Below are 25,226 nucleotides of genomic sequence, written 5' to 3' on the forward strand. Positions count from 1 at the left end.
GGCTATCCTCTGTTGCTGATAGCCTTAGTGGTTGTCAGCGATCTCCTCACACATCGCATCGAGTCAGCACCGTCAAACGGTCTGGAATCTGATGGTGATTTTTCACCCTCTTTTCTGTGTTACAAGCGCGTATTGTCCCTGCCAGAACACCTTTAGGGAGCATGACCTATGCTGAGCGCATTCAAGCTGGAAAACAGCCGTTTAACCCGTCTGGAAATGGAAGAAAGCCAGGATCTCACCTCGTCTGTGTGGGTGGATTTGGTCGAACCGGACGTAATCGAGCGGGACCAGGTACAAACCCAATTGGGCCAAACCTTGGCGACTCGACCCGAACTGGAAGACATTGAAGCCTCCGCGCGTTTCTTCGAGGATGAAGACGGCCTGCATATTCACTCCTTCTTCTTTTACGAAGATGCGGAAGATCATGCGGGTAATGCCACGGTGGCATTCACCATCCGCGACGGCCGTTTGTATACCCTGCGCGAGCGCGAGCTGCCGGCGTTTCGCCTGTACCGCATGCGCGCCCGTGCGCAGACGCTGATTGACGGCAACGCCTATGAGCTGCTGCTGGACCTGTTTGAAACCAAAATCGAGCAGTTGGCGGACGAAATCGAAAACATCTACAGCGATTTGGAAGCATTGAGCCGCGTCATTATGGATGGCCGACAGGGCGACGAGTACGACGATGCACTGTCGACGCTGGCGGAGCTGGAAGATATCGGCTGGAAGGTGCGTTTGTGTCTGATGGATACCCAGCGTGCGCTGAACTTCCTGGTGCGCAAAGCGCGGCTGCCGAGCGGTCAGCTGGAGCAGGCGCGGGAAATTCTGCGAGATATCGAATCGCTGCTGCCGCACAACGAATCACTGTTCCAGAAAGTTAACTTTTTGATGCAGGCGGCGATGGGGTTCATCAATATCGAACAGAACCGCATCATCAAAATCTTCTCGGTGGTGTCCGTGGTGTTCCTGCCGCCGACGCTGGTGGCTTCCAGCTACGGCATGAACTTCGAATTCATGCCGGAACTGAAGCTGACCTTTGGTTATCCGGCGGCGCTGGTGCTGATGGTGTTGGCCGGTCTGGCGCCTTATCTGTACTTTAAACGTCGCAACTGGCTGTAACCGCCGAAAAAGAGAAAGGACAGGCCTCGTCGATAGCGACGGGGCCTTTTTTTACGCCAGACGTTTCTGCATCTGCTTCTGCTGGGTACGAAGCGCGTCGCCGATGAAAATCGCCAGCGCCAGCCAGATGAAGGCAAAGGTGACCAGTTGATCTTGTGTGAACGACTCGCCGTAGGCCACAACAGCCAGTAAAAACACCAGCGTCGGGCCGATGTACTGGAAGAAGCCGAGCGTGGAGAGACGCAGGCGCACCGCGGCGGCGGTGAAGAACAGCAGCGGGACGGTGGTAACGATACCGGCTGAGAGCAGCAGCAGATTCAACGACAGCGAGTTCTGCGTTAAGTGGCTGGTCGGCGTGTCGGCGTAGCAAAACAGGTACACCAACGCGACGGGGATTAGCCACAGAGTTTCGACCAGCATACCCGTTTGCGCATCGACCCCAATCTTTTTACGCAACAGGCCATAGACGGAAAAGCTAAAGGCCAGCCACAGCGCGATAGACGGCAGGGAGCCGAATTTCCACAGCTGAACCAGTACTCCGCATACCGCCAGCGCGACGGCGAGCCACTGCATGGGGCGGAACCTTTCACCTAAAAACACGAGTCCGAGCAGCACGCTGACCAGTGGATTTATGAAGTAACCCAGGCTGGCTTCGAGCATGTGGTGATGGTTGACGGCCCAGATATAGGTGAGCCAGTTGCTGCCGATAAACAGGGCGGTCACCGCCAGCATCAGCAATCGTTTCGGCTGGTGCAGGAGGGCGATGGCCTGCTTCCATTGACGACTGACGCTGAGCAGGATGAGGATAAAAAAGAACGACCAAATCACGCGGTGCGAAACGATTTCAGTGGCGGGAACCTGTTCGATGAGTTTGAAATAGGCCGGGGCGATACCCCAGATGATGTAAGCGCCAAGAGCGAACAGGACTCCCTGGCGAGTTTGCTGCGTTTCCATTGTAATTGCTCAGTATAAACAGGGTGAAAGGGCTATTTTACTTAAAATAAAGTCCGCCAACACCCGTATATTGCGGTTAACACGGCGGCAATAGCGGATTTTCCCAGCATGAGATGCGGCGTTGTCCGGCAGGTAAAGGTCAGCGCCGAGTCTGCGCGACGCGTCGTGAATAAGGTCGGCACGTGGGAAATGGGCGCCGCCGCCATACAGAAAATACCGATTCGTGGCTGTCTATAACGTAACCGGTTATTTTCTGTGTACAATGCCAGCGGCAAATCAAAAATAACCTTACGGTCAGTTGGAGAAATACGTGCATGCGTAAAATTTGGGGTGGTGTGCTGGCGTTGCTGTTAACGGCGCAGGTCCAGGCGCAGGAAGCCACAGTGCAGGAAATTCATGATAAACCGGCGGTCCGCGGCAGCATTATCGCCAGCCTGCTGCAAAAGCATGACAGTCCGTTCATTCTTTACCCATACGAAAATAACTACCTGCTTTACACCTATACCAGCAATATCAACCGGGAAGCGATTCAGAGCTACAACTGGGGAAATAACGCTCGCAAAGACGAGGTTAACTTCCAAATCAGTTTAGGCTTCCCGCTATGGCGCGGTATTTTGGGCGACAACTCGCTGCTGGGCGCGTCCTACACCCAAGGCTCCTGGTGGCAGCTTTCCAACAAAAGCGAATCTTCCCCTTTCCGTGAAACCAATTACGAGCCGCAGATCTTCCTGGGCTGGGCGACGGACTACAGCCTGGCGGGCTGGACCTTACGCGATGTGGAAGTGGGCTTTAACCATCAGTCCAATGGCCGCTCCGATCCCACGTCACGTAGCTGGAACCGCGCCTATGCGCGTCTGATGGCGCAGAACGGCAACTGGCAGGTGGAGCTGAAACCCTGGCTGCGTCTCTCCGACAACAAAGACGACAACCCGGATATCACCCGCTACATGGGTCATTACCGTGTCCGTGTCGGTTACCTGTGGGGCGACAGCATTTTCAGCGCGGAAGGACGCTACAACTGGAACAGCGGCTACGGCGGCGGTGAAGTCAGCTGGAGCTACCCGTTGACCGAGCACGTGCGCTTCTACACCAAAGTCTTCAGCGGCTACGGCGAATCGCTGATCGACTACAACCATCGTCAGACGCGTGTCGGCGTCGGCGTGACCCTGAACGATATGTTCTGAGGCCGCGTTGGGCCGGGATTGTCGAGGGTGGTAAGTAAAAGCCTGCATACAAACGTTGCAGTTTTATCAAACGGCGCTGAAAATAGCGCCTGTTTGTTTTTATAAAAGCGGTGAAGGCGTGTCTACGGCAGAAGTATTGAATAAAGAAGCGCTGGCGACGCAGGTGTTGCGCGAAACCTTCGGGTATCAGCAGTTTCGGCCCGGCCAGCAAGCGATTATCAACGCTGCCCTCAACGGGCAGGACTGCCTGGCGATCATGCCCACGGGTGGCGGTAAATCCCTGTGCTATCAAATCCCTGCTCTTGTCATGGAAGGGCTGACGCTGGTGGTGTCTCCGCTCATTTCCCTGATGAAAGACCAGGTGGATCAGCTTCAGGCCTACGGCGTTTCCGCCGCCTGCCTTAACTCCACGCAAACGCGCGAGCAGCAGCATCAGGTCATGACCGGCTGCCGCAACGGCGACGTCAAACTGTTGTATATCGCTCCCGAGCGCCTGACTTCTGAAAGTTTTCTCGATCATCTGTCTCACTGGCAGCTGGCGATGATCGCCGTCGACGAAGCGCACTGTATTTCCCAATGGGGGCATGATTTCCGGCCGGAGTACCGGGCGCTGGGGCAGGTGAAACAGCGTTTCCCCGGCCTGTCGGTGGNGGCGCTGACCGCCACGGCGGACGACACCACGCGTCAGGACATCGTCCGTCTGCTGGATTTGCACGATCCCCTGATTCACATTAGTAGCTTCGACCGACCTAACATCCGCTATACGCTGGTGGAGAAATTCAAACCGCTCGATCAGCTGTGGATGTTCGTGCAGGGCCAACGCGGTAAATGTGGCATCGTTTACTGCAACAGCCGCGCGAAGGTCGAAGACCTGTGCGCTCGCCTGCAAAATCGCGGCTTAAGCGTGGGGGCCTACCATGCAGGTCTGGAGAACGAGCGCCGGGCTCAGGTGCAGGAAGCGTTTCTGCGCGACGACCTGCAGGTCGTCGTGGCCACGGTGGCGTTCGGGATGGGGATCAACAAGCCTAACGTCCGCTTCGTGGTGCACTTCGATATTCCACGCAACATCGAATCGTATTATCAGGAGACCGGCCGCGCCGGGCGCGACGGCCTGCCTGCGGAAGCGGCGCTGTTTTACGATCCGGCCGATATGGCCTGGCTGCGTCGCTGTCTGGAAGAAAAACCCGCGGGTCCGCAGCTGGATATCGAGCGTCACAAACTCAATGCCATGGGCGCGTTTGCGGAAGCGCAAACCTGTCGACGGCTAGTGCTACTCAACTACTTTGGCGAAGGGCGCCAGCAGTCGTGCGGCAACTGCGATGTCTGTCTGGACCCGCCGAAAAGTTACGACGGACTGGTCGATGCGCAGAAAGCCTTATCCTGCGTGTACCGCGTCGGCCAGCGTTTCGGCATTGGCTATATCGCGGAAGTGCTGCGCGGCGCCAACAATCAGCGTATTCGCGAGTTCGGCCACGACAAGCTGCCGGTCTACGGTCTCGGCAAAGATAAAACGCAGGAACAGTGGGTCAGCGTGCTGCGCCAGCTAATCCACTTGGGACTGTTGATGCAAAATGTGGTGCAGCACTCCGCGCTGCAACTGACCGAAGCGGCCAGACCGGTTCTGCGCGGCGACGTCCCGCTGCAACTCGCCGTACCGCGGTTGATCAACCTGAAACCGCGCGTCAGCCAGAAATCATACGGCGGCAACTATGACCGCAAACTGTTCGCCAAACTGCGCAAGCTGCGTAAATCCATCGCCGATGAAAACAACATTCCGCCGTACGTCGTCTTCAGTGACGCGACGCTGCTGGAGATGGCGGAAATCCTGCCGGTTACGGCCAGCGAGCTGCTGAACGTTAACGGCGTGGGCCAACGCAAGCTAGAGCGCTTCGGCGTGCCGTTCATGACGCTCATCCGCGAGCATCTGGAAGACGACGATTAAGCTGTTTTATGCCTCTGAACGAACCACGATAACGGGAGTGTCATTATGCTGTTCCTGACCCTAGCCTTGGTCCATTTCGTCGCCCTGATGAGCCCGGGGCCGGACTTTTTCTTTGTTTCGCAGATTGCGGCCAGCCGTTCGCGCCGTGAAGCGATGATGGGCGTGCTAGGGATCACACTGGGCGTGATGGTCTGGGCGGCGATCGCCCTGATGGGCCTGCACCTGCTGCTGATGCAGATGGCGTGGCTGCACCGCATCATCACCGTCGGCGGCGGCCTTTACCTGTGCTGGATGGGATGGCAAATGTTGCGCTCGGCGCGCCAGAAAGCGCAACAGTCCGACGTCGCTGAAGCCAGTGTTGATTTGCCTAAGCGCGGCAAGTTCTTCATTCGTGGATTTGTCACCAACCTGTCGAATCCCAAGGCGTTGATCTACTTCGGCAGCGTTTTTTCCCTGTTCGTCGGCGATAACGTGGGCCCGAGTGAGCGCTGGGGGCTATTTGCGCTGATTTCGCTAGAAACGCTGGTGTGGTTCACCATGGTGGCGATGGTGTTTGCGCTGCCGGTCATGCGCCGGGGCTATCAGCGTTTGGCGAAATGGGTAGACGGCGTGGCGGGCATCCTCTTCGCGGGATTTGGTATTCATCTTATCGTCTCGCGCTAAACGCGAGGTCATGACGAGCGCATCGCCATGACCTTTTGCGCGTCTTGGCATTACGCTCGACGGGCCGAGGCCAGCAGCGCTCCCACCATAATGAACATCGAACCGAAAACTCTATTCAGACGCTTCACCTGTCGCGGTCCCTTCAGCCACTTGGCGATCCGCGTCGCCAGCGAGGCATAACCAATCATCACGACGATATCCACGGCGATGGTGGTGACGCCCAGCACCAAATATTGCATGGTCTGAGGCTGATGCGGGATGACAAATTGCGGGAACAGCGCGGCCAGAAACACGATGCTTTTCGGGTTAGTCAAATTGACCAGTACGGCCCGTTTGAACAGCCTGCGTCGCGGCATAGTGTTTGCCAGCGTGTTCAAATCCAGACCGCCTGCGCTACGCCATTGCTGAATGCCAAGCCAAATCAGATAGCCCGCCCCGACCCATTTGAGCACTTCAAACGCCAGAGCGGACTGAGACAACAGCGCACCGAGGCCGATGCCCACCAGCGCAATATGGCAGATCAACCCGACCTGCAGGCCGGCAATCGAAGCAAAGGCGCCGCGATAACCGTGACTGATGCCGGTGCTCATGGTGTTGATGGCGCCGGAACCCGGCGAAAGGCTCAGAATCAATGTGGTCACGAGATAGGTAAACCACCACTCGATGGTCATGCGTCAGTGCTCCCTGAATGTCGCTTTTTATGCCACAATACGCCAACGCCGATTTTTGCGCCAGAGCTCACAAAACCAGGTCTAGCCGTCATGAATAACTGCGAGAATGTGTGATGACTCAGTACCCTGAGTGTCTACTAAACCGAGAGGCGCAGTACGCTGCGTTTTCCAACGGACCTTTGCTGGACTTCTGGCGGCGGCGGGACGAGGGCGAGTTCATCGGCGTCGATCGCGTTCCTATCCGCTTTGCCCGCTTTGCCTCTCCGCGCCATCATCAGGTGGTGATGCTGCTCACCGGCCGCACCGACAGCTACGTCAAATATTCCGAGGTCGCCTACGACCTGTTCCACAATGGTTATGATGTGCTGATGATGGATCATCGCGGGCAGGGACGTTCAGGACGTTTGCTGAAAGATACTCATCGCGGTCACGTCGAGAATTTCAGCGACTATGTAGATGACGTGGCGCAGTTCTGGCAACTGCAGCTGGCGAAAAGCGGCTATAAACGGCGCTTTGCGTTGGCGCACTCAATGGGCGGTGTGATTCTGGCCGATTTTCTGGCCCGTAGGCCCGAGGCATTCGATGCCGCCGCGCTCTGCGCGCCCATGTGCGACATCCATCTGCCCATGCCGGAATGGCTGGCCTGGCGCATTCTGGACCGGACCGAACGTTACCCGAAGCTGCGTGACTACTATGCCATTGGCGCCAGCCAGTGGCAGCCATTGCCTTTTGTCCTCAACGTGCTGACCCACAGCCGTGCCCGGCATTTGCGCAGCATGCGCATCTATGCCGACGACCCGTCTCTGCGGATCGGCGGGCCCNCCTACCACTGGGTGCGAGAAGCGTTGTTAGCGGGAAGAGATTTGATGTCGAGAGCCGCAAAGATGACGGTGCCGCTGCTCGTGCTGCAGGCGGAGGACGACCGGGTGGTGGATAACCGTGGGCAGGATGCATTCTGCAAAGCGATGGCGGTGGCGGGTCATCCGGTGGCCGGAGGAAAGCCGCAAGTGATACGCGGCGCCCGACATGACATGCTGTTTGAAGAAGATACGGTGCGTGCCGACGTTTTACGCCGGATTCTGCACCATTTTGCGCAATATCACTAAATTCTGCGGCCCGGCCGCGTTTAACCTGCGGAGGTTAGATTCCAACGTATGTACCCAATTGTCGCTTCCGATTTGGATGGCACGCTGCTGTCCCCCGCTCATACGCTTACCCCCTATGCCAGAGAAACGTTGCAACTGCTGACGGAGCAGGGCGTTCATTTTGTCTTCGCCACCGGACGGCATCATAAGGATGTCGCACAGATCCGCGACAGGCTGGGGATCAGCGCGTACATGATCACCTCAAACGGCGCCCGCGTGCACAACACCGACGGAGAGTTGCTGGTCAGCCACAATCTTGACAGCGATATCGCGCGCGACCTGTTCGGCATCATGTACGACCGCGAGGACATCCTCACTCACATCTACCGGGGCGATGACTGGTTCATGAGCCGTTCCCGACCGGAGGAGGAGCAGTTCTTCCAGGAGTCCGTCTTCAAGTACCAGTTGTTCGATCCGTCGGCGCTGGACACCGACGACGTGGGGAAAGTCTTTTTCACCTGCGACGATCACGAACGCCTGCTGCCGTTGGAAGAGGCGCTCAACGCTCGCTGGGGCGACCGCGTCAACGTAAGCTTTTCTTCGGTGAACTGTCTGGAAGTGATGGCGGGCGGCGTATCGAAGGGACACGCGCTGGAGCAGGTGGCGAAACTCATGGGGCACGGCGTGAAGGATTGCATCGCGTTTGGCGACGGCATGAACGATCTGGAAATGCTCTCGATGGCGGGAAAAGGCTGCATCATGGCGGCCGCCCACCAGCGTTTGAAAGACCGTTTGCCAGAGCTGGAAGTGATCGGCACTAACGCGGATGACGCGGTGCCGAACTATCTGCGCAGAGTGTATGCCCCGCTGATCGCACGCTAATGCATGGGTGATGTGCCAGGATATGTCGAGATGTGCGATGTGTAAGCAGAGTGACAAGACCAAAAAAACGCTTTACAGGTGCGAATGATAATGATTATTATTGCCATGCGTTCCGGGAAAGCCCCTCTGTCTCGATCTCGATGATTCAGTGAGGTTTTGCTGTGAAAGCACGACATTGCTCACATTGCTTCCAGTATTTATTTAGCCAGCTCGGGTGCTGGCTTTTTTTTGTCTGCATTATTTATGGAAACTAGTTTCCATAAATACCGCTATTTTTTTGAACGGTACGGTGAGTTTTTTACGCTATCTTCCCGACGCGCCGTCGCTAGACTGTTCAAAACGACGGAGGAAGCAACGATGATCTATTTACGTCAGGCGCAGCAGCGCGGACATGCCAACCACGGCTGGCTCGACAGCTGGCATACATTTTCATTTGCCGATTACCACGATCCCGACTTCATGGGATTTTCCGCCCTGCGGGTGATCAATGAAGATCGTATCGAAGGCGGGCAGGGATTCGGCATGCATCCGCACCGGGATATGGAAATTTTGACCTATGTGTTGTCCGGCACCATTGAACATCAGGACAGCATGGGGAATCACGAGCGGATCCCGGCCGGAGAGTTCCAGATCATGAGCGCGGGCACCGGTGTTCGCCATTCGGAATACAACGCCAGCCCGGATGCGTTGCTGCATCTGTATCAGATCTGGATTATCCCGGACCGTAAAGGCCTGACGCCGCGCTATGAGCAGCGTCGCTTTGACGATAAGCAAGGCAAACAGCGGGTATTGTCGCCGGAGGGGAGCGACGGTTCTCTCAAGGTCTTTCAGGACATGTCGCTGTGGCGCTGGGCGCTGAAGGCGCAGGAGCAGGCGGAGCATGACATCGAGACCGGCCGCCGCGTCTGGATCCAGGTCGTGCGCGGCACGGTCACGGTAAATGGACAGTCGGCGAGCACCAGCGATGCGCTGGCGTTATGGGACGAAAGCACGCTCTCGATCAGCACGGATGAAGACAGTGAAATCCTGCTGTTTGATTTACCGCCGGTGTAAGGGCCTGTGCCTGTGGGCAATAAAACGCATCATGCCAAGCCGGGGCGTCGGCAGTGACCACCGTGTCGGCGCCGTTTCAGCGCGTAATCGAGTTCCGACCCATGCTGCGAAGCCGGTCTCACCCGTCATGAAAGTCGGGGTCATCCGGTATGGTATTGATACTCACTCCCCGGTTTTTTGTTAGACTCCGACTACTTTCCCCGAGTTGGATAGCCACGGATGATCAAGAAGAAAAGACCGGCTCTTCAGGATGTCGCAGATCGCGTCGGCGTCACGAAAATGACGGTCAGCCGCTATCTGCGTAATCCTTCCCAGGTGTCTGCTACGCTGCAAAAGAAAATCGCCGCCGTACTGGATGAGCTGGGATACATTCCCAACCGCACGCCCCATATTCTGGCCAACGCCACCAGCCGCGCCATCGGCGTTCTGCTGCCATCGCTAACGAATCAGGTTTTTGCAGAAGTGCTGCGGGGTATTGAGCGGGTAACGGAAGCGCGGGGTTATCAAACCATGCTGGCGCACTATGGCTATCATCCTGAGAAGGAAGAGCAGCGCTTGATGTCGCTGTTGTCTTACAACATCGACGGCTTGATATTAGCGGAACGCACCCATACGGTCCGCACCCGGCAGATGATCAACGTTTCCGGTATCCCGGTCGTGGAGCTGATGGATTCTGTGTCACCCTGTCTGGATATGGCGGTGGGTTTCGATAACGTCGAAGCCTCACGACAGATGACGCGGCACATCCTTGGGCGAGGACGTCGACACGTGGTGTATCTGGGCGCGCGGCTGGATGAACGCACCCTGATGAAGCGGCAGGGCTATGAGCTGGCGATGCAGGAGGCGGGTTTAACCCCCCACAGCGTGATGAGCGAAAGCGCCTCGTCTTACACGCTGGGCGGTGAACTGCTGCGGCGAGCGCAGATGGAGTGCCCGGACATCGACAGCGTGTTCTGCACCAACGACGACCTGGCGATCGGCGCGATTTTCGAGTGTCAGCGTCAAGGACTGAGTATTCCTCGGCAGATGGGGGTTGTCGGCTTCCACGGTCACAACATCGGCCAGGCGATGGTTCCCCGCTTGACGAGCGTCCTGACCCCGCGTGAGCGCATTGGCGAAGTGGGCGCCGAAATGCTGCTGGCGCGTTTGAACGGCGAGCCGGTGACGTCGGCCCTGCACGACGAAGGTTTCGAACTGCTGCCCGGCGACAGTTTGTAAGTCAATCATTCATGGCGCCTTATCATTGGGGCGCCAGTACGCGATGTCTCCCTCCTCATGACACACCGGCTCGTTCGCCGCGGGCGGATTCGACTACGGCAACGTTGGCTGTCGACTCGCTTTTGTCGAAAAATTCATCATCGCCAAAAGCGCCCCTCTCGCCTGGCAATATTTGATCTTTATCCCAAACTGTAAATTAAGTGCTACAGGCTAGTTCCAGTTCTTAACATGTTACCGGTATCATGATACCGGTAACATTACGGGTATCGTCCGTTTTCCTGATGGTGCTTCACCCATCGCTTCTGATGTTTCATCGCTGCTGCCGTACTCGGCCATTGATGGGCCGTAGCAGAATCACCTTCGCCTTCGTTCTCCGGTGGTTTCCGGGAGCGATGAGGCTCTGCCGGAGAAAGGTTATGCCATTAGTCATCGTTGCTGTCGGTGTCGCCATACTGCTGTTGTTAATGATTCGATGTAAGTTGAATGGGTTTATCGCGCTGGTGCTGGTGGCCCTGGCCGTCGGGATCTTGCAGGGCATGCCGGTCGATAAAGTTATCGCGTCCATCAAAAACGGGGTCGGCGGGACATTGGGCAGTCTGGCGCTTGTCATGGGTTTCGGCGCGATGCTGGGGAAAATGCTGGCGGACTGCGGGGGCGCGCAGCGGATCGCCACCACGCTGATTGACGGGTTCGGCCACAAAAACATCCAGTGGGCTATCATGCTGACGGGTTTTACCGTTGGCTTCGCCTTGTTCTATGAGGTCGGTTTTGTTCTGTTGCTGCCGCTGATATTCAGCATCGTCGCCTCCGCGCGTATTCCTTTGCTGTATGCCGGCGTGCCGATGGCTGCGGCGCTGTCCGTCACCCACGGTTTTTTACCGCCGCATCCGGCGCCGACGGCTATCGCCGCCATTTTCCATGCTGATATGGGCAAAACGCTGCTCTATGGTACGCTGCTCGGGATCCCCACCGCCATACTGGCCGGTCCGGTTTTCGCCCGTTTCCTGAAGAAAATCGATAAGCCGGTGCCCGAAGGTCTGTACAACCCTAAGCAATTTACCGAAGAGGAAATGCCCAGCTTCGGCGTCAGCGTCGGTACGGCGCTGGTGCCGGTCATTCTGATGGCGGTGAGGGCGATTGCTGAAATGGTGTTGCCGCACGGACACGCGCTGCTGCCTTACGCGGAGTTCTTCGGCGATCCGGTGATGGCGACGATGATTTCGGTGCTGATCGCGATTTTTACCTTCGGCCTTAACCGCGGACGCACGATGGATGAGGTGATGGCGACCGTCTCCGACTCCATCAAAATCATCGCCATGATGCTGTTGATTCTGGGCGGCGGCGGCGCCTTTAAGCAGGTGCTGGTCGACAGCGGGGTGGATAAATACATCGCCCACATGATGGAAGGCAGCAGCCTGTCGCCGCTGTTCCTGGCCTGGTTGATTGCCGCGACGCTGCGCATTGCGCTCGGCTCGGCGACCGTGGCCGCCATGACGGCGGGNGGCATCGCCGCNCCGCTGATCGCCACGACCGGCGTCAGTCCAGAACTGATGGTGATAGCCGTGGGGTCCGGAAGCGTGATTTTCTCTCACGTTAACGATCCCGGCTTTTGGCTGTTCAAAGAGTATTTCAACCTGACCATCGGCGAGACGCTGAAATCCTGGTCGGCGCTGGAAACGATCATCGCGGTTTGCGGGTTGCTCGGCTGTCTGCTGATGAGCCTGGTGGTCTGACGCTGGGCTTCTGCCGGGCGGATCCCGGCAGAATATCGGATTACAGCTGCAGGTAAGCGCGAATGCCGTCGAGGAACATTTGCGTGGAGAGCATCACCAGCACCAGCCCCATCAGTTTTTCCAACGCGCTGACCCCTCGGTCTCCCAGCAGTCGCAGGAACAGGTTGGACATCAGCAGGATCATGAAAGAGATGCCCCAGGCGATAAACAGCGCCAGCGTCAGATGAGCCAGCTTCTGCGGATATTGGTGGGACAGCAGCATCAGCGCCGCCAATATAGACGGGCCGGCGACCAGAGGGATCGCCAACGGCACCAGAAAGGGTTCATCCGTCTCCGGCAGGCTGGTGGACTCATTTTTCGGTGAAGGGAAGATCATGCGGATAGCGATCAAAAACAGGATGATCCCGCCGGAAATCGACACGGTCTCGGTACGCAGGTTCAGTACCGCCAGGATTTTCTCTCCCGCGAACAGAAAAATTAGCATCACGCCCAGCGCAATCACCATTTCCCTGACCAACACAACGCGGCGACGTTTAGCGGGAAGGGGCTTCAATACCGACATAAAAATCGGCATGTTTCCCAGTGGATCCATGATGAGCAGTAGTAAAACGGTGGCTGAAATCATTTCGGTCATGGGGAGTTGACTCCTGTCGTCATGAGGCGCGAATTCGCGCGCTGTTATTAGCTGTGCTGCTGAAAAAGCCGACGAGATTGAATAAATTAACTTGCGACTTTACGTACATTTTGTAAGGTTGAACGTCATCACTTTAAACAATGTTACTGCCAGAAACGGCAGCCAGACTTCTTTTCGTCACCCCCAAGCAGGACAGCAAACATGAAAAATGTTGGTTTTATTGGCTGGCGCGGAATGGTCGGTTCGGTACTCATGCAACGCATGGTAGAAGAACGCGATTTCGATGCCATCCGCCCGATCTTCTTTTCCACTTCCCAGCACGGCCAGCCGGCTCCTACGCTCGGCGGGCAGCAGGGCGTATTGCAGGATGCCTACGACCTGGAGGCGCTGCGGGCGCTGGATATTATCATCACCTGTCAGGGCGGCGATTATACCAACGAAGTCTATGCGAAGCTGCGTGAAAGTGGCTGGCAGGGTTACTGGATTGATGCGGCGTCCACGCTGCGCATGAGTGATGACGCTATTATTATCCTGGATCCGGTCAACCATGCGGTCATCCAACAGGGTCTGAATGACGGCATCAAAACGTTTGTCGGCGGCAACTGCACGGTCAGCCTGATGCTGATGTCGCTGGGCGGCCTGTTTGCTAACAATCTGGTGGATTGGGTGTCCGTATCGACTTATCAGGCGGCGTCCGGCGGCGGCGCTCGCCACATGCGCGAACTGTTGGTGCAGATGGGGATGCTGAATGCGGAAGTGGCGAAAGAGCTGCAGAGTCCAGCCTCCGCCATTCTGGATATTGAACGTAAAGTGACGGCGCTGACCCGAAGCGGCACATTGCCGACCGACAATTTCGGCGTTCCGCTGGCGGGGAGTCTGATCCCGTGGATCGACAAACAGCTGGATAACGGCCAGAGCCGCGAAGAGTGGAAAGGTCAGGCGGAAACCAACAAGATTCTGGCGACCCGCGATGTGATCCCCGTTGACGGTCTGTGCGTGCGCGTCGGCGCGTTGCGCTGCCATAGCCAGGCATTCACCATCAAACTGAAGAAAGACGTATCGGTGCCGGAAATCGAACAGCTGCTGGCCAGCCACAATGACTGGGTGAAAGTGGTGCCGAACGATCGCGAGCTCAGCATGCGTGAACTGACGCCCGCCGCCGTGACCGGTACGCTGTCTACGCCGGTTGGCCGTCTGCGTAAGCTGAATATGGGGCCGGAATATCTGTCCGCCTTTACCGTCGGCGATCAGCTGCTATGGGGCGCGGCGGAGCCGCTGCGTCGCATGCTGCGTATCCTGCTCTAAATGATATCGCCCCACTGCGCAGGCTGCGCGGNGGGGCGATTACCCTTCCTGCTCTTTTCCTGTTTCCTGCCGGTTTTCTTTACTGCACGCGTGTTCTCGCTGGCGCCTCGGCTGTCGGCAGGGGACTAATGGCTCAGGGGGCCCGCCGTCACCGCATGCCGTGACGGAATAGTCTCTTCCGCGCGCTGGCGCCGGTAATGCTCTAGCCAAGCGCTGACGCGCTGCTGCTGATTTTCGTCCAGCCACATGCCGAGCTTGGTTCTGCGCCACAGCGCATCCTCCACGGAAACGACCCACTCATGTTCGACCAGATAGCGCAGTTCGGCCTCATAGAGCATATGCCCGAAGTGTTCGCCCAGTTCGCCGACGCTGTGCGCGTCGCCCAGAAGCTGTTCGGTCTGGCTGCCGTAAGTGCGGCTGTAGCGTCGGGCTAAAGACTCCGGCAGGTTGTAATGCTGACGCAGGCGGGATGCGTAATCGTCGCGGGAGCCCTGAATGTCTCCGCCCGGCAGCGTCGCCTGCTGCGTCCAGGCTTTGCCGGCCTGTGGGTAGTACTTCGCCAGCTTGTCCAGCGCATGTTCCGCCAGCTTACGGTACGTGGTGAGCTTGCCGCCGAAGACGGATAGCAGCGGGGCGCGTCCGTGATCGTCGTCGATCGCCAGCGTGTAATCGCGGGTGATCGCCTGCGGTGAATCGGACTCATCGTCGCAGAGCGGCCTTACCCCGGAGTAGCTCCAGACGATGTCATCGCGGGTCAGCGGTTTCTTGAAATAGCGGTTGTAGATGTCCAGCAGATAGTCGACTTCGTCGTCATTAATGCTGACATGGCGCGGATCGCCGTGGTACTCCATATCGGTGGTGCCGATGATGGAGAATTCATCCATCCACGGAATGACGAAAACGATGCGGTGATCCTGATTTTGCAGAATATAGGCCTGCGGCTCGTTATGAACTTTCGGCACCACGATATGGCTGCCTTTGATCAGGCGGATACCGTAGGGCGAGGGCAAAGACAGCCCTTCGTCGAAGAAACTTCGCACCCAGGGGCCCGCCGCGTTCACCAACCCTTTAGCCTGCCAGCTGTGTGTTTCGCCGGTCAGCGCATCTTCCGCCTCGACGTGCCACAGACCGTCGACACGGCGCGCGCGCGTGACTTTGGTGCGGGTACGTACCTGGCCGCCGTGGCGCTCAACCTCTTGCGCATTCAGCACCACCAAGCGGGCGTCGTCGACCCAGCAATCGGAATATTCGAAACCGCGCGTCATCTCTGGTTTCAGGGCCGACTCGGGTCCAAAACGCAGACCGCGGCTGGCCGGAAGGCTGACGCGTTTGCCCAGATGGTCGTACATAAACAGCCCTGCGCGGATCATCCATGCCGGACGCAGATGAGGTTCATGGGGCAGGCGAAAACGCAACGGCGATATGATATGCGGCGCCATTTTTAACAGGACTTCGCGTTCGGATAAGGCCTCGCCAACCAGCCGGAATTCGTAGTGTTCCAGATAGCGCAGGCCGCCATGAATCAGCTTGGAGCTGGCGGAAGAGGTGGCGCAAGCCAGGTCCTGCGCTTCCAACAGCAGCACTGACAGGCCTCGGCCCGCCGCATCCGCAGCAATACCCGCGCCGTTGATTCCCCCGCCGATCACGATCAGGTCTTTGGTTTCCACATTCCCCTCCGCCGTATTTCGCATAAATGTTCGTTTTCGCTCACGATGATAATCGCAAACAAACATTCACGCCAAGGTTTAACCAAATAAATACATTTATACGTGACTCAGTTAACAATAATGGGGCCATAGTAAGAGAAATGTGCTCTTCCTCCCGGCTTTTGTGGGGTCCGGCGTGGGGAGTGCGATACAATCGACACAATTTGATAACAATGGGGGCGGAGAATCATGGAGCAGTTTGAGGCGATTGATGTAGAGCAGGCTTATCAGCGCTGGCAGTCAGGTGAGGTACTGGTCGATATTCGAGACCCGCAAAGTTTTGCCGCCGCGCACGTGCCGGGCGCGGTCCATCTGACCAATGACTCGCTGAATGGCTTTGTCGACGGGGCGGATCTCGCGCAGCCGGTGATGGTGTTGTGCTATCACGGCATCAGCAGTCGCAACGCCGCTCAATACCTGCTTAGCCTCGGATTTTCCTCTGTGTACAGCGTCGACGGCGGTTTTGAGGCCTGGCAACGCCGCTTCCCGCAGGACACGTCGGCGGGCTGACGAGGATTCGTTAGGGATGGCGCTGATTTTCCCGCGCTAAATGTTTTAGAATCAAGCTCATTGAACGATACAGCGAGAAGCATAGCCACCATGATCCGGATTATCGCTTTACCCAACCCGCGCCAAGCTCAGGCGTTCGTGGATTACATGCGCACTCAGCACATTCGGCTGGCGATACGCGTCAACGACGGCGAGTACGAGCTGTGGCTGCAGGATGATAGCGAGCTGGCGCGGGTGGATAAGGAGCTGGATCGTTTCATGGAAGAGCCTTGGCACGCGCGATACCAGGCGGCCAGTTGGCAAAGCGGCACCACGCGCACGGGATTGCGCTATCCTGCCTTCTCCTTTGTCGGCGAGCTTCGTCAGCGCGCGGGGCCGCTGACGTTGGCAGTATTGGTCGTCACCATCGCCGTTTATCTCCTGATGCAGTTCTACGGCGTTGAACGGATGATGCTGCTGCTGTCCTACCCGGAGAGTGGTCAAGGGATGCAACTGTGGCGCTGGTTTAGCCATATCCTGCTGCACTTCTCGCTGCTGCATATCCTGTTCAACCTGATGTGGTGGTGGTATCTCGGCGGGCCGGTAGAAAAAACGCTCGGTACCCGCAAGCTTTCCGTGATCCTGCTGCTGTCCGCGGCGCTCAGCGGCTGGGTGCAGTCGTGGTTCAGCGGCGTCTATTTCGGCGGCCTTTCCGGCGTGGTCTATGCCCTGATGGGCTATGTCTGGCTGCGGGGAGAGCGGCAGCCAGACGGGCCGTTGCATCTACAGCGGGGACTGATGGTGTTCTCCGTCCTGTGGCTGGTCGCGGGCTATTTCGATATCTTCGGCATGTCCATCGCCAACGGCGCCCACATTGCCGGGTTAGTGGTGGGACTGCTGATGGCGTGGTGGGATACCGGGCGTCGCGTACCGGCGAAGAGGGGATAATCATGAAGCAAACGCAGCGGCATGAGGCCATTATCGAACTGGTGCGCCAGCAGGGCTACGTCAGCACCGAAGAGCTGGTAGCGCATTTTTCCGTCAGCCCGCAAACCATCCGTCGCGATCTTAACGACCTGTCCGAGCGGAATCAGATCCACCGTCATCACGGCGGCGCCGCACTCCCTTCCAGCTCCGTCAATGCCGCCTATCAGGATCGCAAAACGATGTGGTCGGATGAAAAAGCCCGCATCGCCCGGCAGGTCGCCAGTCAAATCCCGGACGGCGCGACGCTGTTTATTGATATCGGCACCACGCCGGAAGCGGTCGCACACGCGTTGATGAACCACAAGGGGTTACGTGTGGTCACCAACAATCTCAACGTGGCGACCCTGTTGAAAAGCAAAGACGATTTCCGCCTGATTCTGGCCGGCGGCGAGGTGCGTAGCCGCGATGGCGGCATCATTGGCGAGGCGACGCTGGACTTCATTTCTCAATTCCGCCTCGACTACGGCATTCTCGGGATCAGCGGCATCGATATAGACGGCTCCCTGCTGGAGTTCGACTACCACGAGGTTCGCACCAAGCGTGCAATCATCGACAACTCCCGCTGCGTGATGTTGGTCACCGACCACTCCAAATTTGGCCGTAACGCGATGGTGAATCTCGGCACTATGGATTTAATCGATTATTTGTTCACCGACCGGCTGCCGCCCGCCGGCGTGCTGAAAATTATCGAAAAATCCAAGGTGCAGCTGTCGCTGTGCTGAGGTAAAGCGTGTCAGCGGTTCCTCTGTTTTATCGCCGCCATGGCCGGATGCGGGAACGTAAGCGTTCCTCGTCGGCGAAGATATAACGCGTTGATCTTGCTATGCCTATCAGCGGCAATTGCACGATGATCATCAGCTCGATATAGTTCCGATATACCCTGCTTGGATGCAGGCGTTCGATTAGGCTGCCATCTACCGCCGGTGACGTGATGCACGACACGTCTACATCAGTCACTCTCGCCGGCGACCATCCGGACATTGGCTCGACAGACTCCGTCGTGGCTTTCGAGGTTTAGCCCGCTCTGCGGCGATCCGACGGCATGGCGAAGCGACGGTATCGCTCACTGAACTGCTCTCAGCCGTAGACTGAAGGAGTATGATCGTTACAGCCTGACGAGGGTGAAGCGCCTGGCTTGCCCCCGGAAATGGCTGGCTGAGTGGGTATTTTCCCTGAGAGCTATCGACAATCCCGCTCTGATATACAGTCATCCACAGCCGAGTGAACTCGCTGTACCGTAACGGAATGCGCGACTGTGCTGCCGCCAGGTGAATCGCGCGCTCTTTATGGAGATGTTCAGGCCGATCGGACTCATGATTATCAAAACGCATGGGGCAGATGCGTTGTTAAGGAAGCAATAAACATGGCGTTAGAGGCTAATAAAACGATACCCCGGCGAATCTCCATCGCCGAGACCTACGTTGACGACACCGGTCGCCATCAACGAATCGACAGGTCCACACAAGCGAAACTGTTGAGCCTGCTGAGCGCAGAGGGGATCAATAACCAGCCGATTCCGCCGGTGAAAGTGTGGCGCGAAGGTGAACCTGTGACGATCTGGGTGCAGGGCGACGGCCACTATCGCTGGACGTTCCATTACGAGCAAGGCGGCCTGATTGAGGGCGAGATCGCGGGAGGAACTGTCCTGACGCTGCCCGAGCCTTTACCCCAGGGGTATCATCGTCTGACGCTGGAACAAGCCGGTCGGCGGTGGCGCTGTCAGGCGATTATCGCGCCGGTGTGTTGCTACGAACCGGATGCGCTTTCGCAGGGGAAACGCTGGTGGGGCGTCTCCGTACAGCTGTATACCCTGCGTTCTCAGCATAACTGGGGTGTTGGCGATTTCGGCGATCTAAAAACGCTGCTGGAAGAGGTGGCGCGGCGCGGCGGCGCGTTCGTCGGACTCAACCCTCTGCATGCGCTGTCTCCCTCCGGGCCGGATAACGCTAACCCTTACAGCCCCTCATCGCGTTACTGGATTAACACCATCTATATCGACGTCAATCACGTGGATGATTTCCTCCAGAGCGAGGAGGCGCAGCGGTGGTGGCGCAGCGATGAAACGCAGCGTCGGTTATCCACCGTTCGCGGCAGCCGCTGGGTGGACTATCGCTCGGTCGCCGCGCTGAAGCGGGACGCTTTGCGCCTGTCGTTCCAACACTTCAACCTGCGCGGCGTGCTCGATCCGCGTCAGCTCGCCTTTCAGCAATTCATCGCCCGCGGCGGCGACAGGTTGCGGCAACAGGCGACCTTTGATGCGTTATACGCGTGGCTGGAACGTGACGGCGACGCGTTCAGCGATTGGAGCCAATGGCCCGAGTGCTATCAGGATGCGCGGGGCGAAAGCGTGGTCAGCTTTCAGGAGTCTCACGCTGAAGATGTCGTGTTCTATTGCTGGCTACAGTGGCTGGCTCACGAACAGCTGGCGGCCTGCTACGACCACAGCAAACAGCTGGGGATGCCGCTTGGGCTGTATCGTGAAGTGGCGGAAGGCGTGGCGTGTCGCAGCGCCGATTCCTGGCAGGAGCGTCCCCTGTTCTGCCATGACGCCAGTATTGGCGCCGTGCCGCAAACACGGATGCCGCAAGGACAAAGCGGGCCGCTGGCGCCGATCAATCCAGTCCAGTTGCAGAGCAGTGGCTATCAGCCTTTCATCGATATGATTCGCAGCAACATGGCGCATACCAGCGCGATATGTCTCCATCATGTGGCGTCGCTGATGCGTGAGTGGTGGGTTCCGCAGGAGCGCGCGTCGGAGGACGGCGGCTTTATCTATTATCCCGTGGACGACCTGCTGGCGATCCTGGCGCTGGAGAGTCAGCGTCATCGCTGTATGGTGATGGGCGATGAGCAGGGCGTTTTGCCTGAAGGGATGGTCAGCAAATTGCGCGATAGCCGTATCTACTCCTGTCGGGTGCTGTTTTTCGAGCGCAACCAGCAGGGGGAATTTTACGCGCCGCAGGACTATCCGCCGCGCTCGATGGCGACGGTGACCACGCACGATTTACCGACGCTGAGGGGCTACTGGCAAAGCATTGATCTCATGTTGACGCACGAACTGGGCCTGTGCGCCGGCGACGTGCTGTTGAGCCGCAGACTGAAGGCGCGTGAGCAGGCTAAACAGGCATTGCTGGATGCGTTGCATCAGTATGGTCATCTGCCTCAGCGCGTTGGGCGCAACGCGACGCTGACGACGATGAGCGCCCAGTTAAATCGCGGCGTACAGCGCTACCTGGCGGAAAGCGCCAGCGGCCTGCTGGGACTGCGGCTGGAGGAGTGGCTGGATATGGCGACGCCGGTCTGTGTGCCGGGCGGAGAACAGCAATATCCCAACTGGCGGCGCAAGCTGAGTCGGACTCTGGATTCCATTTTCGGCGATAGTTATCTGGAACGGCTAATACGTGATATCGATCTGCGACGAAACGGACCGTTGCCGAGCAGGAATGGCGGCGCGCCCGCGGGGAAATAACTCCGGTCGTTGCCGNCCCGTCTGGGTCGGCAATGTGGAGCGCGGGGATATTAGTAGTAAGAGTGCTCGCCGGGCTGATGCTCGGTGAGATCGCGAACGCCCGCCAGTTCCGGGAACTTCTGCAGCAGCTCTTTCTCAATCCCTTCTTTCAGGGNGTAATCCACCATAGAACAGCCGTTGCAACCGCCGCCGAACTGCAAAATAGCGTAACCGTCATCGGTGATTTCCATCAGCGACACCTGTCCGCCGTGACCGGCCAGCTGCGGGTTGATCTGCGACTGCAATACATATTCCACGCGTTCGACCAGCGGAGCATCGTCTTCCACTTTGCGCATCTTGGCGTTAGGCGCTTTCAGCGTGAGCTGGGAGCCCAGCTGATCGGTGACGAAATTGATCTCGGCATCTTCCAGGNAAGGGGCGCTGAGTTCGTCGACGTAGGCCGACAGCTTCTCAAACTTCAGCTCGGTATCGTTCGGCTCAACGGCATCGGGCGGGCAGTAAGAAACACCGCACTCAGCACTCGGGGTGCCGGGATTGATGACGAAAACACGGATCTGGGTGCCTTCCTCTTGCTTTGCCAGCAGTTTGACAAAATGCTCCTGAGCAGTGTCGGTAATATGGATCATAATTTTAACTCAATAGTTGACTACGCCAGTTGGTTATAATACGCCCATCCCGCCGGTCACTACAAGGTGCGGCACAGACACCAGACCTGGATGTGCGCCGCGCCCTGCCTCAGCAGCACCCGGCCGATCTCCGCCATCGTACTGCCGGTGGTCACCACATCGTCCAGCACAACGATCCGTTTCCCCGCCAACGGCAGCGTACAGCTAAACGCCCCGCGCAAATTACGGCGGCGGGCCGAGGCGGTCAATGACCTTTGTGGCGGAGTAGGGCGTGTGCGCGTGAGGCCGTCGGCCACATAGCCACAGTTCAGCCAGCGCGCCAGCGGCGCGGCCAAGAGCGCCGTTTGATTATAGCCTCGCCGCCACTGCCGTCCCCGGTGCAGCGGTACGGTCAACAGCAGGTCTGGCGGCGGAAACCCCGAATGCGGCGCGCTCAGCGCCGACTGCCGATAGCGTTGGCGCCAGCATAGCCACAGCAGGCGCGCCAGCGCGGGGGCGATGTCTCCCTGACCGTAAAATTTCAGCTGTTTGATCAACCCATCCAAAGGCGGCCGATAATCGGAGACAAAGAGCAGTGCATGCCAGGGCGGCGGATGTTGCAGACAGCGACCGCAAGGGAGCGATGCCGAAGCCGCGGGCAGGCCGCAGCGCGGACAACAGCAGGGCGGTGGCGGAAGACGACGCAGGCAGTGACTGCATATCCCATGATGACTATCATACAGCGGCTGCCGGCAAAGCCGGCACTGCGCCAAAAAGGTGAACATCCTGTTTCCCCTCATGATGAAAACGACGCGACATCACTATTTACGTATAAGAAGAAGGACGATAACGCATGGCAACGTTGCATTGGCAGACGGAAGGTGAAGGCGAACAAGAAATTGTGCTGCTGCACGGATGGGGACTGAATGCGCAGGTATGGAACAGCATCGTTCCGCGATTGGCGCCGCATTTTCGCCTGCACCGCGCCGATCTGCCGGGCTTTGGGCAAAGTCAGGGGTTTGGGCCGATGCCGCTGGCGGAGATGGCCGCCGAAGTACTGGCCCGCGCGCCGCAGAACGCCATCTGGCTGGGTTGGTCGCTGGGCGGACTCGTGGCCAGCCAAATCGCGCTGACTCACCCGGAGCGCGTTACCGCGCTGGTGTCGTTATCCTCCTCTCCCTGCTTTCAGGCGCAAGAGACATGGCCGGGCATCAAACCCACCGTACTGGCGGGTTTTCAGCAGCAGTTGCAGGAAGATTTTCAGCGAACCGTGGAGCGTTTTCTGGCGCTGCAAACGCTGGGAACCGCCAGTGCAAAACAGGACGCCAGGCTACTGAAATCCGNGGTGCTGGACCAGCCGATGCCGACGGTGGACGTACTGAACGGCGGGCTGCAGATCTTATCGCAGGTGGACTTGCGGGCGCCGTTGGCGTCGCTCACCGTTCCTTTCCTACGGATATATGGCGCGCTGGATGGCCTGGTGCCTCGCGCTATCGTGCCGCTGCTCGATGAGTGCTGGCCGCAGTCGACCTCGGTGATCATTCCCAAGGCGTCGCACGCGCCGTTTATCTCGCATCCTGATGATGTGGTCGAGGCGTTGCTGGCGTTCACAAGGGTGCAGTAACGGCATCTCCCGTCGTTCTTATTGCGCGAATGCGCAGCACCCGCAGTTTTGTCCAGGTGATGCCAGTTGTGACGGGGTTCATCAAAATGTAAGAAATCATCACTAGCTTATGTCCGGACCATGATTAACTGCGAAGGACATAAATAGAATGAAACTCCGTTGGCTACTCCCCTTGTTAATGGCGTCATCTCTGCCCGGTTTCTCCCACGCACAGGCTATTTATCCCATTGACCGCGCGACTATGCCGGCGGGTGGGCGATTCGACTTCAAAGTTGAGTTCGACGAGGTGCTGAAGCCGGAAGATATCCGCATTCAGATCAACGGCCGCGACTACCAGCAGGTGCTGGGCAAACAGGCCACGTTCGTCGAACGCGAAGACGGCGCTCCCGTATCTACCGTGTGGGTCCGCGACGTCGGTCTGACGCAGGCGGGTCGTTATGACGTTGAAGCGCAGGCCAAAGGCAAGACCGCCAAGGTCAGCTGGGAGGTTTATCCGGCTCCGCAGACCCGTAAGGCGAAAAACGTGATCCTGTTTATTGGCGATGGTTTGTCGGTGGCTCACCGCNCCGGCGCACGCATTCTGTCCAAAGGGATCACGGAAGGAAAGGCCGCCGGAAAACTGGCGATCGACGACCTGCAATATATGGCGTTCGCCGGTACGTCCAGTACTGACTCCATCGCGGCGGACAGCGCCAACACGATGAGCGCTTACATGACTGGCCATAAGTCCGGCGTCAACGCGATTGGGGTTTACGTCAGCCGCAGTAAAAACTCGCTCGAACATCCCAAGCAGGAAACGTTGGGAGAGCTGGTGACCCGTTCGACCAATATGGCGCTCGGCATCGTCAGCGATGCCGAGCTGGAAGATGCGACGCCCGCCGCCGTGGTATCGCACACGCGCCGCCGCGCCGACAAGGCCGAAATCGCGTCCATGTTTTACGACGTGCAGCCAACCGTGATGCTGGGCGGCGGCTCGGCTTATTTCCTGCCGAAAAGCATTCCGGGCTCAAAGCGCAAAGACGATATCAACTACGTCGAGAAGTTCCAGCAGGCCGGCTATACGCTGGCGACGGACGCGCAGACGCTGAAACAGAACGCGGCGACCGCCACCAAACTGTTGGGCCTGTTCCACACCGGCAACATGGACGGCGTGCTTGACCGTCGCTTCCTGAAAAACGACGTCGCCAAGAAATTCCCCCACCAGCCGGATCTGACGGAAATGACGCAGGCGGCGCTGGATGTGCTGTCCAAAAATAAAGACGGTTTCTTCCTGATGGTGGAATCGGCGTTGATCGACAAGGCTTCTCACCCGCTGGACTGGGAGCGCGCGTTCTACAACACCATCATGCTTGACCAGTCTGTGGCGGTGGCGAAGAAGTTTGTGGAAACGCACCCGGACACGTTGATCATCGTGACCGGCGACCACACCCACGGCATCTCCATCATCGGTACGGTGGATGACGATAAGCCGGGTACGGAGATGCGTGAGAAGGTCGGCGTGTATGAAGATGCGGGCTACCCGAACTATCAGGATGCCAATAAAGACGGCTATCCGGATGACGTTAACGTCTCCAAACGTCTGGCGGTCTTCTTCAACAACTACCCGGACTACTACGAAACCTTCCGTCCGAAGCTGGATGGCACGTTCGTCCCGTCGGTGAAAAATGAAAAGGACCAGTACGTCGCCAACAAGGCTTATGCCTCTGTCCCCGGCGCCGTGCTGCGCGAAGGCATTTTGCCGCGTTCGGTCGATACCGGCGTACATGCCGTGGACGACATGGTGATTCAGGCCAGCGGCCCCGGCGGAGAAGCCATCCGCGGCTATATGGACAACACGCAGCTGTTCCGGGTGATCGTCGATGCGCTGGCTATCGATGCCCGCAACACCGCGAAGAAATAACGT

General features: G+C 58.0%; 22 protein-coding genes. 16 read left to right on the forward strand and 6 right to left on the reverse strand.

Going from position 1 to position 25,226, the window contains the following annotated elements; translation table 11 throughout:
* The first annotated feature begins 168 nt into the window (after positions 1-168).
* Entirely contained in the window at positions 169-1,119 is a 951-nt protein-coding gene (corA, locus tag SB13_RS15740; protein ID WP_026741260.1) for a magnesium/cobalt transporter CorA, read from the forward strand.
* Between the two features lie 51 nt (positions 1,120-1,170).
* Here the strand turns inward: corA and rarD are convergent, their stop codons facing one another.
* Positions 1,171-2,073, reverse strand: coding sequence for an EamA family transporter RarD (gene rarD / locus SB13_RS15745; RefSeq protein ID WP_026741261.1), 903 nt, complete (start codon positions 2,071-2,073; stop codon positions 1,171-1,173).
* A gap of 314 nt (positions 2,074-2,387) precedes the next feature.
* Between rarD and pldA the strand changes: the two genes are divergently transcribed.
* The 3 genes from pldA (at position 2,388) to rhtC (ending at position 5,862) form a co-directional block, all read left to right on the forward strand.
* Positions 2,388-3,257, forward strand: coding sequence for a phospholipase A (gene pldA / locus SB13_RS15750; RefSeq protein ID WP_026741262.1), 870 nt, complete (start codon positions 2,388-2,390; stop codon positions 3,255-3,257).
* Positions 3,258-3,375: 118 nt separating this feature from the next.
* Entirely contained in the window at positions 3,376-5,199 is a 1,824-nt protein-coding gene (gene recQ, locus SB13_RS15755) for an ATP-dependent DNA helicase RecQ (protein ID WP_026741263.1), read from the forward strand.
* 45 nt (positions 5,200-5,244) lie between these two features.
* On the forward strand, positions 5,245-5,862 hold the full coding sequence (gene rhtC, locus SB13_RS15760) for a threonine export protein RhtC (RefSeq protein WP_036150161.1): 618 nt from the start codon (positions 5,245-5,247) through the stop codon (positions 5,860-5,862).
* A 50-nt stretch (positions 5,863-5,912) separates the two neighbouring features.
* Here the strand turns inward: rhtC and rhtB are convergent, their stop codons facing one another.
* Positions 5,913-6,533, reverse strand: a complete 621-nt coding sequence (rhtB, locus tag SB13_RS15765) for a homoserine/homoserine lactone efflux protein (protein ID WP_026741265.1) — start codon at positions 6,531-6,533, stop codon at positions 5,913-5,915.
* 113 nt (positions 6,534-6,646) lie between these two features.
* Here rhtB and pldB point away from each other — a divergent pair, with 113 nt between their 5' ends.
* The 5 genes from pldB (at position 6,647) to gntT (ending at position 12,504) form a co-directional block, all read left to right on the forward strand.
* Entirely contained in the window at positions 6,647-7,639 is a 993-nt protein-coding gene (gene pldB, locus SB13_RS15770; RefSeq protein ID WP_026741266.1) for a lysophospholipase L2, read from the forward strand.
* A 48-nt stretch (positions 7,640-7,687) separates the two neighbouring features.
* Positions 7,688-8,500 (forward strand): sugar/pyridoxal phosphate phosphatase YigL, encoded by an 813-nt coding sequence (gene yigL, locus SB13_RS15775; RefSeq protein ID WP_026741267.1) that lies wholly within the window; start codon positions 7,688-7,690, stop codon positions 8,498-8,500.
* Positions 8,501-8,857: 357 nt separating this feature from the next.
* Positions 8,858-9,553 carry a pirin family protein gene (locus SB13_RS15780; RefSeq protein ID WP_026741268.1) on the forward strand — a complete coding sequence of 232 codons (696 nt, stop codon included), beginning with the start codon at positions 8,858-8,860 and terminating at the stop codon, positions 9,551-9,553.
* A gap of 222 nt (positions 9,554-9,775) precedes the next feature.
* On the forward strand, positions 9,776-10,771 hold the full coding sequence (gntR, locus tag SB13_RS15785) for a gluconate operon transcriptional repressor GntR (RefSeq protein ID WP_026741269.1): 996 nt from the start codon (positions 9,776-9,778) through the stop codon (positions 10,769-10,771).
* A gap of 416 nt (positions 10,772-11,187) precedes the next feature.
* On the forward strand, positions 11,188-12,504 hold the full coding sequence (gene gntT / locus SB13_RS15790) for a gluconate transporter (protein ID WP_026741270.1): 1,317 nt from the start codon (positions 11,188-11,190) through the stop codon (positions 12,502-12,504).
* A gap of 40 nt (positions 12,505-12,544) precedes the next feature.
* On the opposite strand, the gene SB13_RS15795 is transcribed toward gntT, so the two are convergent.
* Complete coding sequence (locus SB13_RS15795) at positions 12,545-13,138, reverse strand: YhgN family NAAT transporter (protein ID WP_026741271.1); 594 nt, start codon at positions 13,136-13,138, stop codon at positions 12,545-12,547.
* Positions 13,139-13,339: 201 nt separating this feature from the next.
* On the opposite strand from SB13_RS15795, the gene asd reads away from it, so the two are divergent.
* Positions 13,340-14,443 (forward strand): aspartate-semialdehyde dehydrogenase, encoded by a 1,104-nt coding sequence (gene asd, locus SB13_RS15800; RefSeq protein WP_026741272.1) that lies wholly within the window; start codon positions 13,340-13,342, stop codon positions 14,441-14,443.
* Positions 14,444-14,568: 125 nt separating this feature from the next.
* Here asd and glpD read toward each other — a convergent pair whose 3' ends face one another.
* On the reverse strand, positions 14,569-16,110 hold the full coding sequence (gene glpD / locus SB13_RS15805) for a glycerol-3-phosphate dehydrogenase (protein WP_051616393.1): 1,542 nt from the start codon (positions 16,108-16,110) through the stop codon (positions 14,569-14,571).
* Positions 16,111-16,338: 228 nt separating this feature from the next.
* On the opposite strand from glpD, the gene glpE reads away from it, so the two are divergent.
* The 4 genes from glpE (at position 16,339) to malQ (ending at position 21,094) form a co-directional block, all read left to right on the forward strand.
* The gene (glpE, locus tag SB13_RS15810) at positions 16,339-16,659 is read left to right on the forward strand and encodes a thiosulfate sulfurtransferase GlpE (protein WP_026741273.1); all 321 of its coding nucleotides are present in this window, start codon (positions 16,339-16,341) and stop codon (positions 16,657-16,659) included.
* A gap of 90 nt (positions 16,660-16,749) precedes the next feature.
* Positions 16,750-17,586: a rhomboid family intramembrane serine protease GlpG gene (glpG, locus tag SB13_RS15815; protein ID WP_026741274.1), complete on the forward strand. Its 837-nt coding sequence runs from the start codon at positions 16,750-16,752 to the stop codon at positions 17,584-17,586.
* A 2-nt stretch (positions 17,587-17,588) separates the two neighbouring features.
* Positions 17,589-18,347, forward strand: coding sequence for a DeoR/GlpR family transcriptional regulator (locus SB13_RS15820; protein WP_026741275.1), 759 nt, complete (start codon positions 17,589-17,591; stop codon positions 18,345-18,347).
* A 641-nt stretch (positions 18,348-18,988) separates the two neighbouring features.
* Complete coding sequence (gene malQ / locus SB13_RS15825) at positions 18,989-21,094, forward strand: 4-alpha-glucanotransferase (protein ID WP_026741276.1); 2,106 nt, start codon at positions 18,989-18,991, stop codon at positions 21,092-21,094.
* Positions 21,095-21,144: 50 nt separating this feature from the next.
* On the opposite strand, the gene nfuA is transcribed toward malQ, so the two are convergent.
* On the reverse strand, positions 21,145-21,720 hold the full coding sequence (gene nfuA, locus SB13_RS15830; protein ID WP_026741277.1) for a Fe-S biogenesis protein NfuA: 576 nt from the start codon (positions 21,718-21,720) through the stop codon (positions 21,145-21,147).
* A gap of 59 nt (positions 21,721-21,779) precedes the next feature.
* Positions 21,780-22,484 (reverse strand): DNA utilization protein GntX, encoded by a 705-nt coding sequence (gene gntX, locus SB13_RS15835; RefSeq protein ID WP_026741278.1) that lies wholly within the window; start codon positions 22,482-22,484, stop codon positions 21,780-21,782.
* 68 nt (positions 22,485-22,552) lie between these two features.
* On the opposite strand from gntX, the gene bioH reads away from it, so the two are divergent.
* Positions 22,553-23,323 carry a pimeloyl-ACP methyl ester esterase BioH gene (bioH, locus tag SB13_RS15840; protein ID WP_026741279.1) on the forward strand — a complete coding sequence of 257 codons (771 nt, stop codon included), beginning with the start codon at positions 22,553-22,555 and terminating at the stop codon, positions 23,321-23,323.
* A 241-nt stretch (positions 23,324-23,564) separates the two neighbouring features.
* Positions 23,565-25,223, forward strand: coding sequence for an alkaline phosphatase (locus SB13_RS15845; RefSeq protein ID WP_463605563.1), 1,659 nt, complete (start codon positions 23,565-23,567; stop codon positions 25,221-25,223).
* Positions 25,224-25,226: the final 3 nt, after the last annotated feature.

Origin of the sequence: Lonsdalea quercina subsp. quercina (assembly GCF_000688695.1) — a bacterium.
In the GTDB taxonomy this organism is placed as follows: Bacteria; Pseudomonadota; Gammaproteobacteria; order Enterobacterales; family Enterobacteriaceae; genus Lonsdalea; species Lonsdalea quercina_D.

Excerpts from the sequence above, each read along its gene's own strand:
- SB13_RS15820 (WP_026741275.1), top strand. The coding sequence starts at position 17,589 with ATGAAGCAAACGCAGCGGCATGAGGCCATTATCGAACTGGTGCGCCAG.
- rarD (WP_026741261.1), bottom strand. The coding sequence starts at position 2,073 with ATGGAAACGCAGCAAACTCGCCAGGGAGTCCTGTTCGCTCTTGGCGCT.
- yigL (WP_026741267.1), top strand. The coding sequence starts at position 7,688 with ATGTACCCAATTGTCGCTTCCGATTTGGATGGCACGCTGCTGTCCCCC.
- glpE (WP_026741273.1), top strand. The coding sequence starts at position 16,339 with ATGGAGCAGTTTGAGGCGATTGATGTAGAGCAGGCTTATCAGCGCTGG.
- gntX (WP_026741278.1), bottom strand. The coding sequence starts at position 22,484 with ATGTTCACCTTTTTGGCGCAGTGCCGGCTTTGCCGGCAGCCGCTGTAT.
- rhtC (WP_036150161.1), top strand. The coding sequence starts at position 5,245 with ATGCTGTTCCTGACCCTAGCCTTGGTCCATTTCGTCGCCCTGATGAGC.
- SB13_RS15795 (WP_026741271.1), bottom strand. The coding sequence starts at position 13,138 with ATGACCGAAATGATTTCAGCCACCGTTTTACTACTGCTCATCATGGAT.
- rhtB (WP_026741265.1), bottom strand. The coding sequence starts at position 6,533 with ATGACCATCGAGTGGTGGTTTACCTATCTCGTGACCACATTGATTCTG.
- malQ (WP_026741276.1), top strand. The coding sequence starts at position 18,989 with ATGGCGTTAGAGGCTAATAAAACGATACCCCGGCGAATCTCCATCGCC.
- asd (WP_026741272.1), top strand. The coding sequence starts at position 13,340 with ATGAAAAATGTTGGTTTTATTGGCTGGCGCGGAATGGTCGGTTCGGTA.
- SB13_RS15780 (WP_026741268.1), top strand. The coding sequence starts at position 8,858 with ATGATCTATTTACGTCAGGCGCAGCAGCGCGGACATGCCAACCACGGC.
- pldA (WP_026741262.1), top strand. The coding sequence starts at position 2,388 with ATGCGTAAAATTTGGGGTGGTGTGCTGGCGTTGCTGTTAACGGCGCAG.
- glpG (WP_026741274.1), top strand. The coding sequence starts at position 16,750 with ATGATCCGGATTATCGCTTTACCCAACCCGCGCCAAGCTCAGGCGTTC.
- corA (WP_026741260.1), top strand. The coding sequence starts at position 169 with ATGCTGAGCGCATTCAAGCTGGAAAACAGCCGTTTAACCCGTCTGGAA.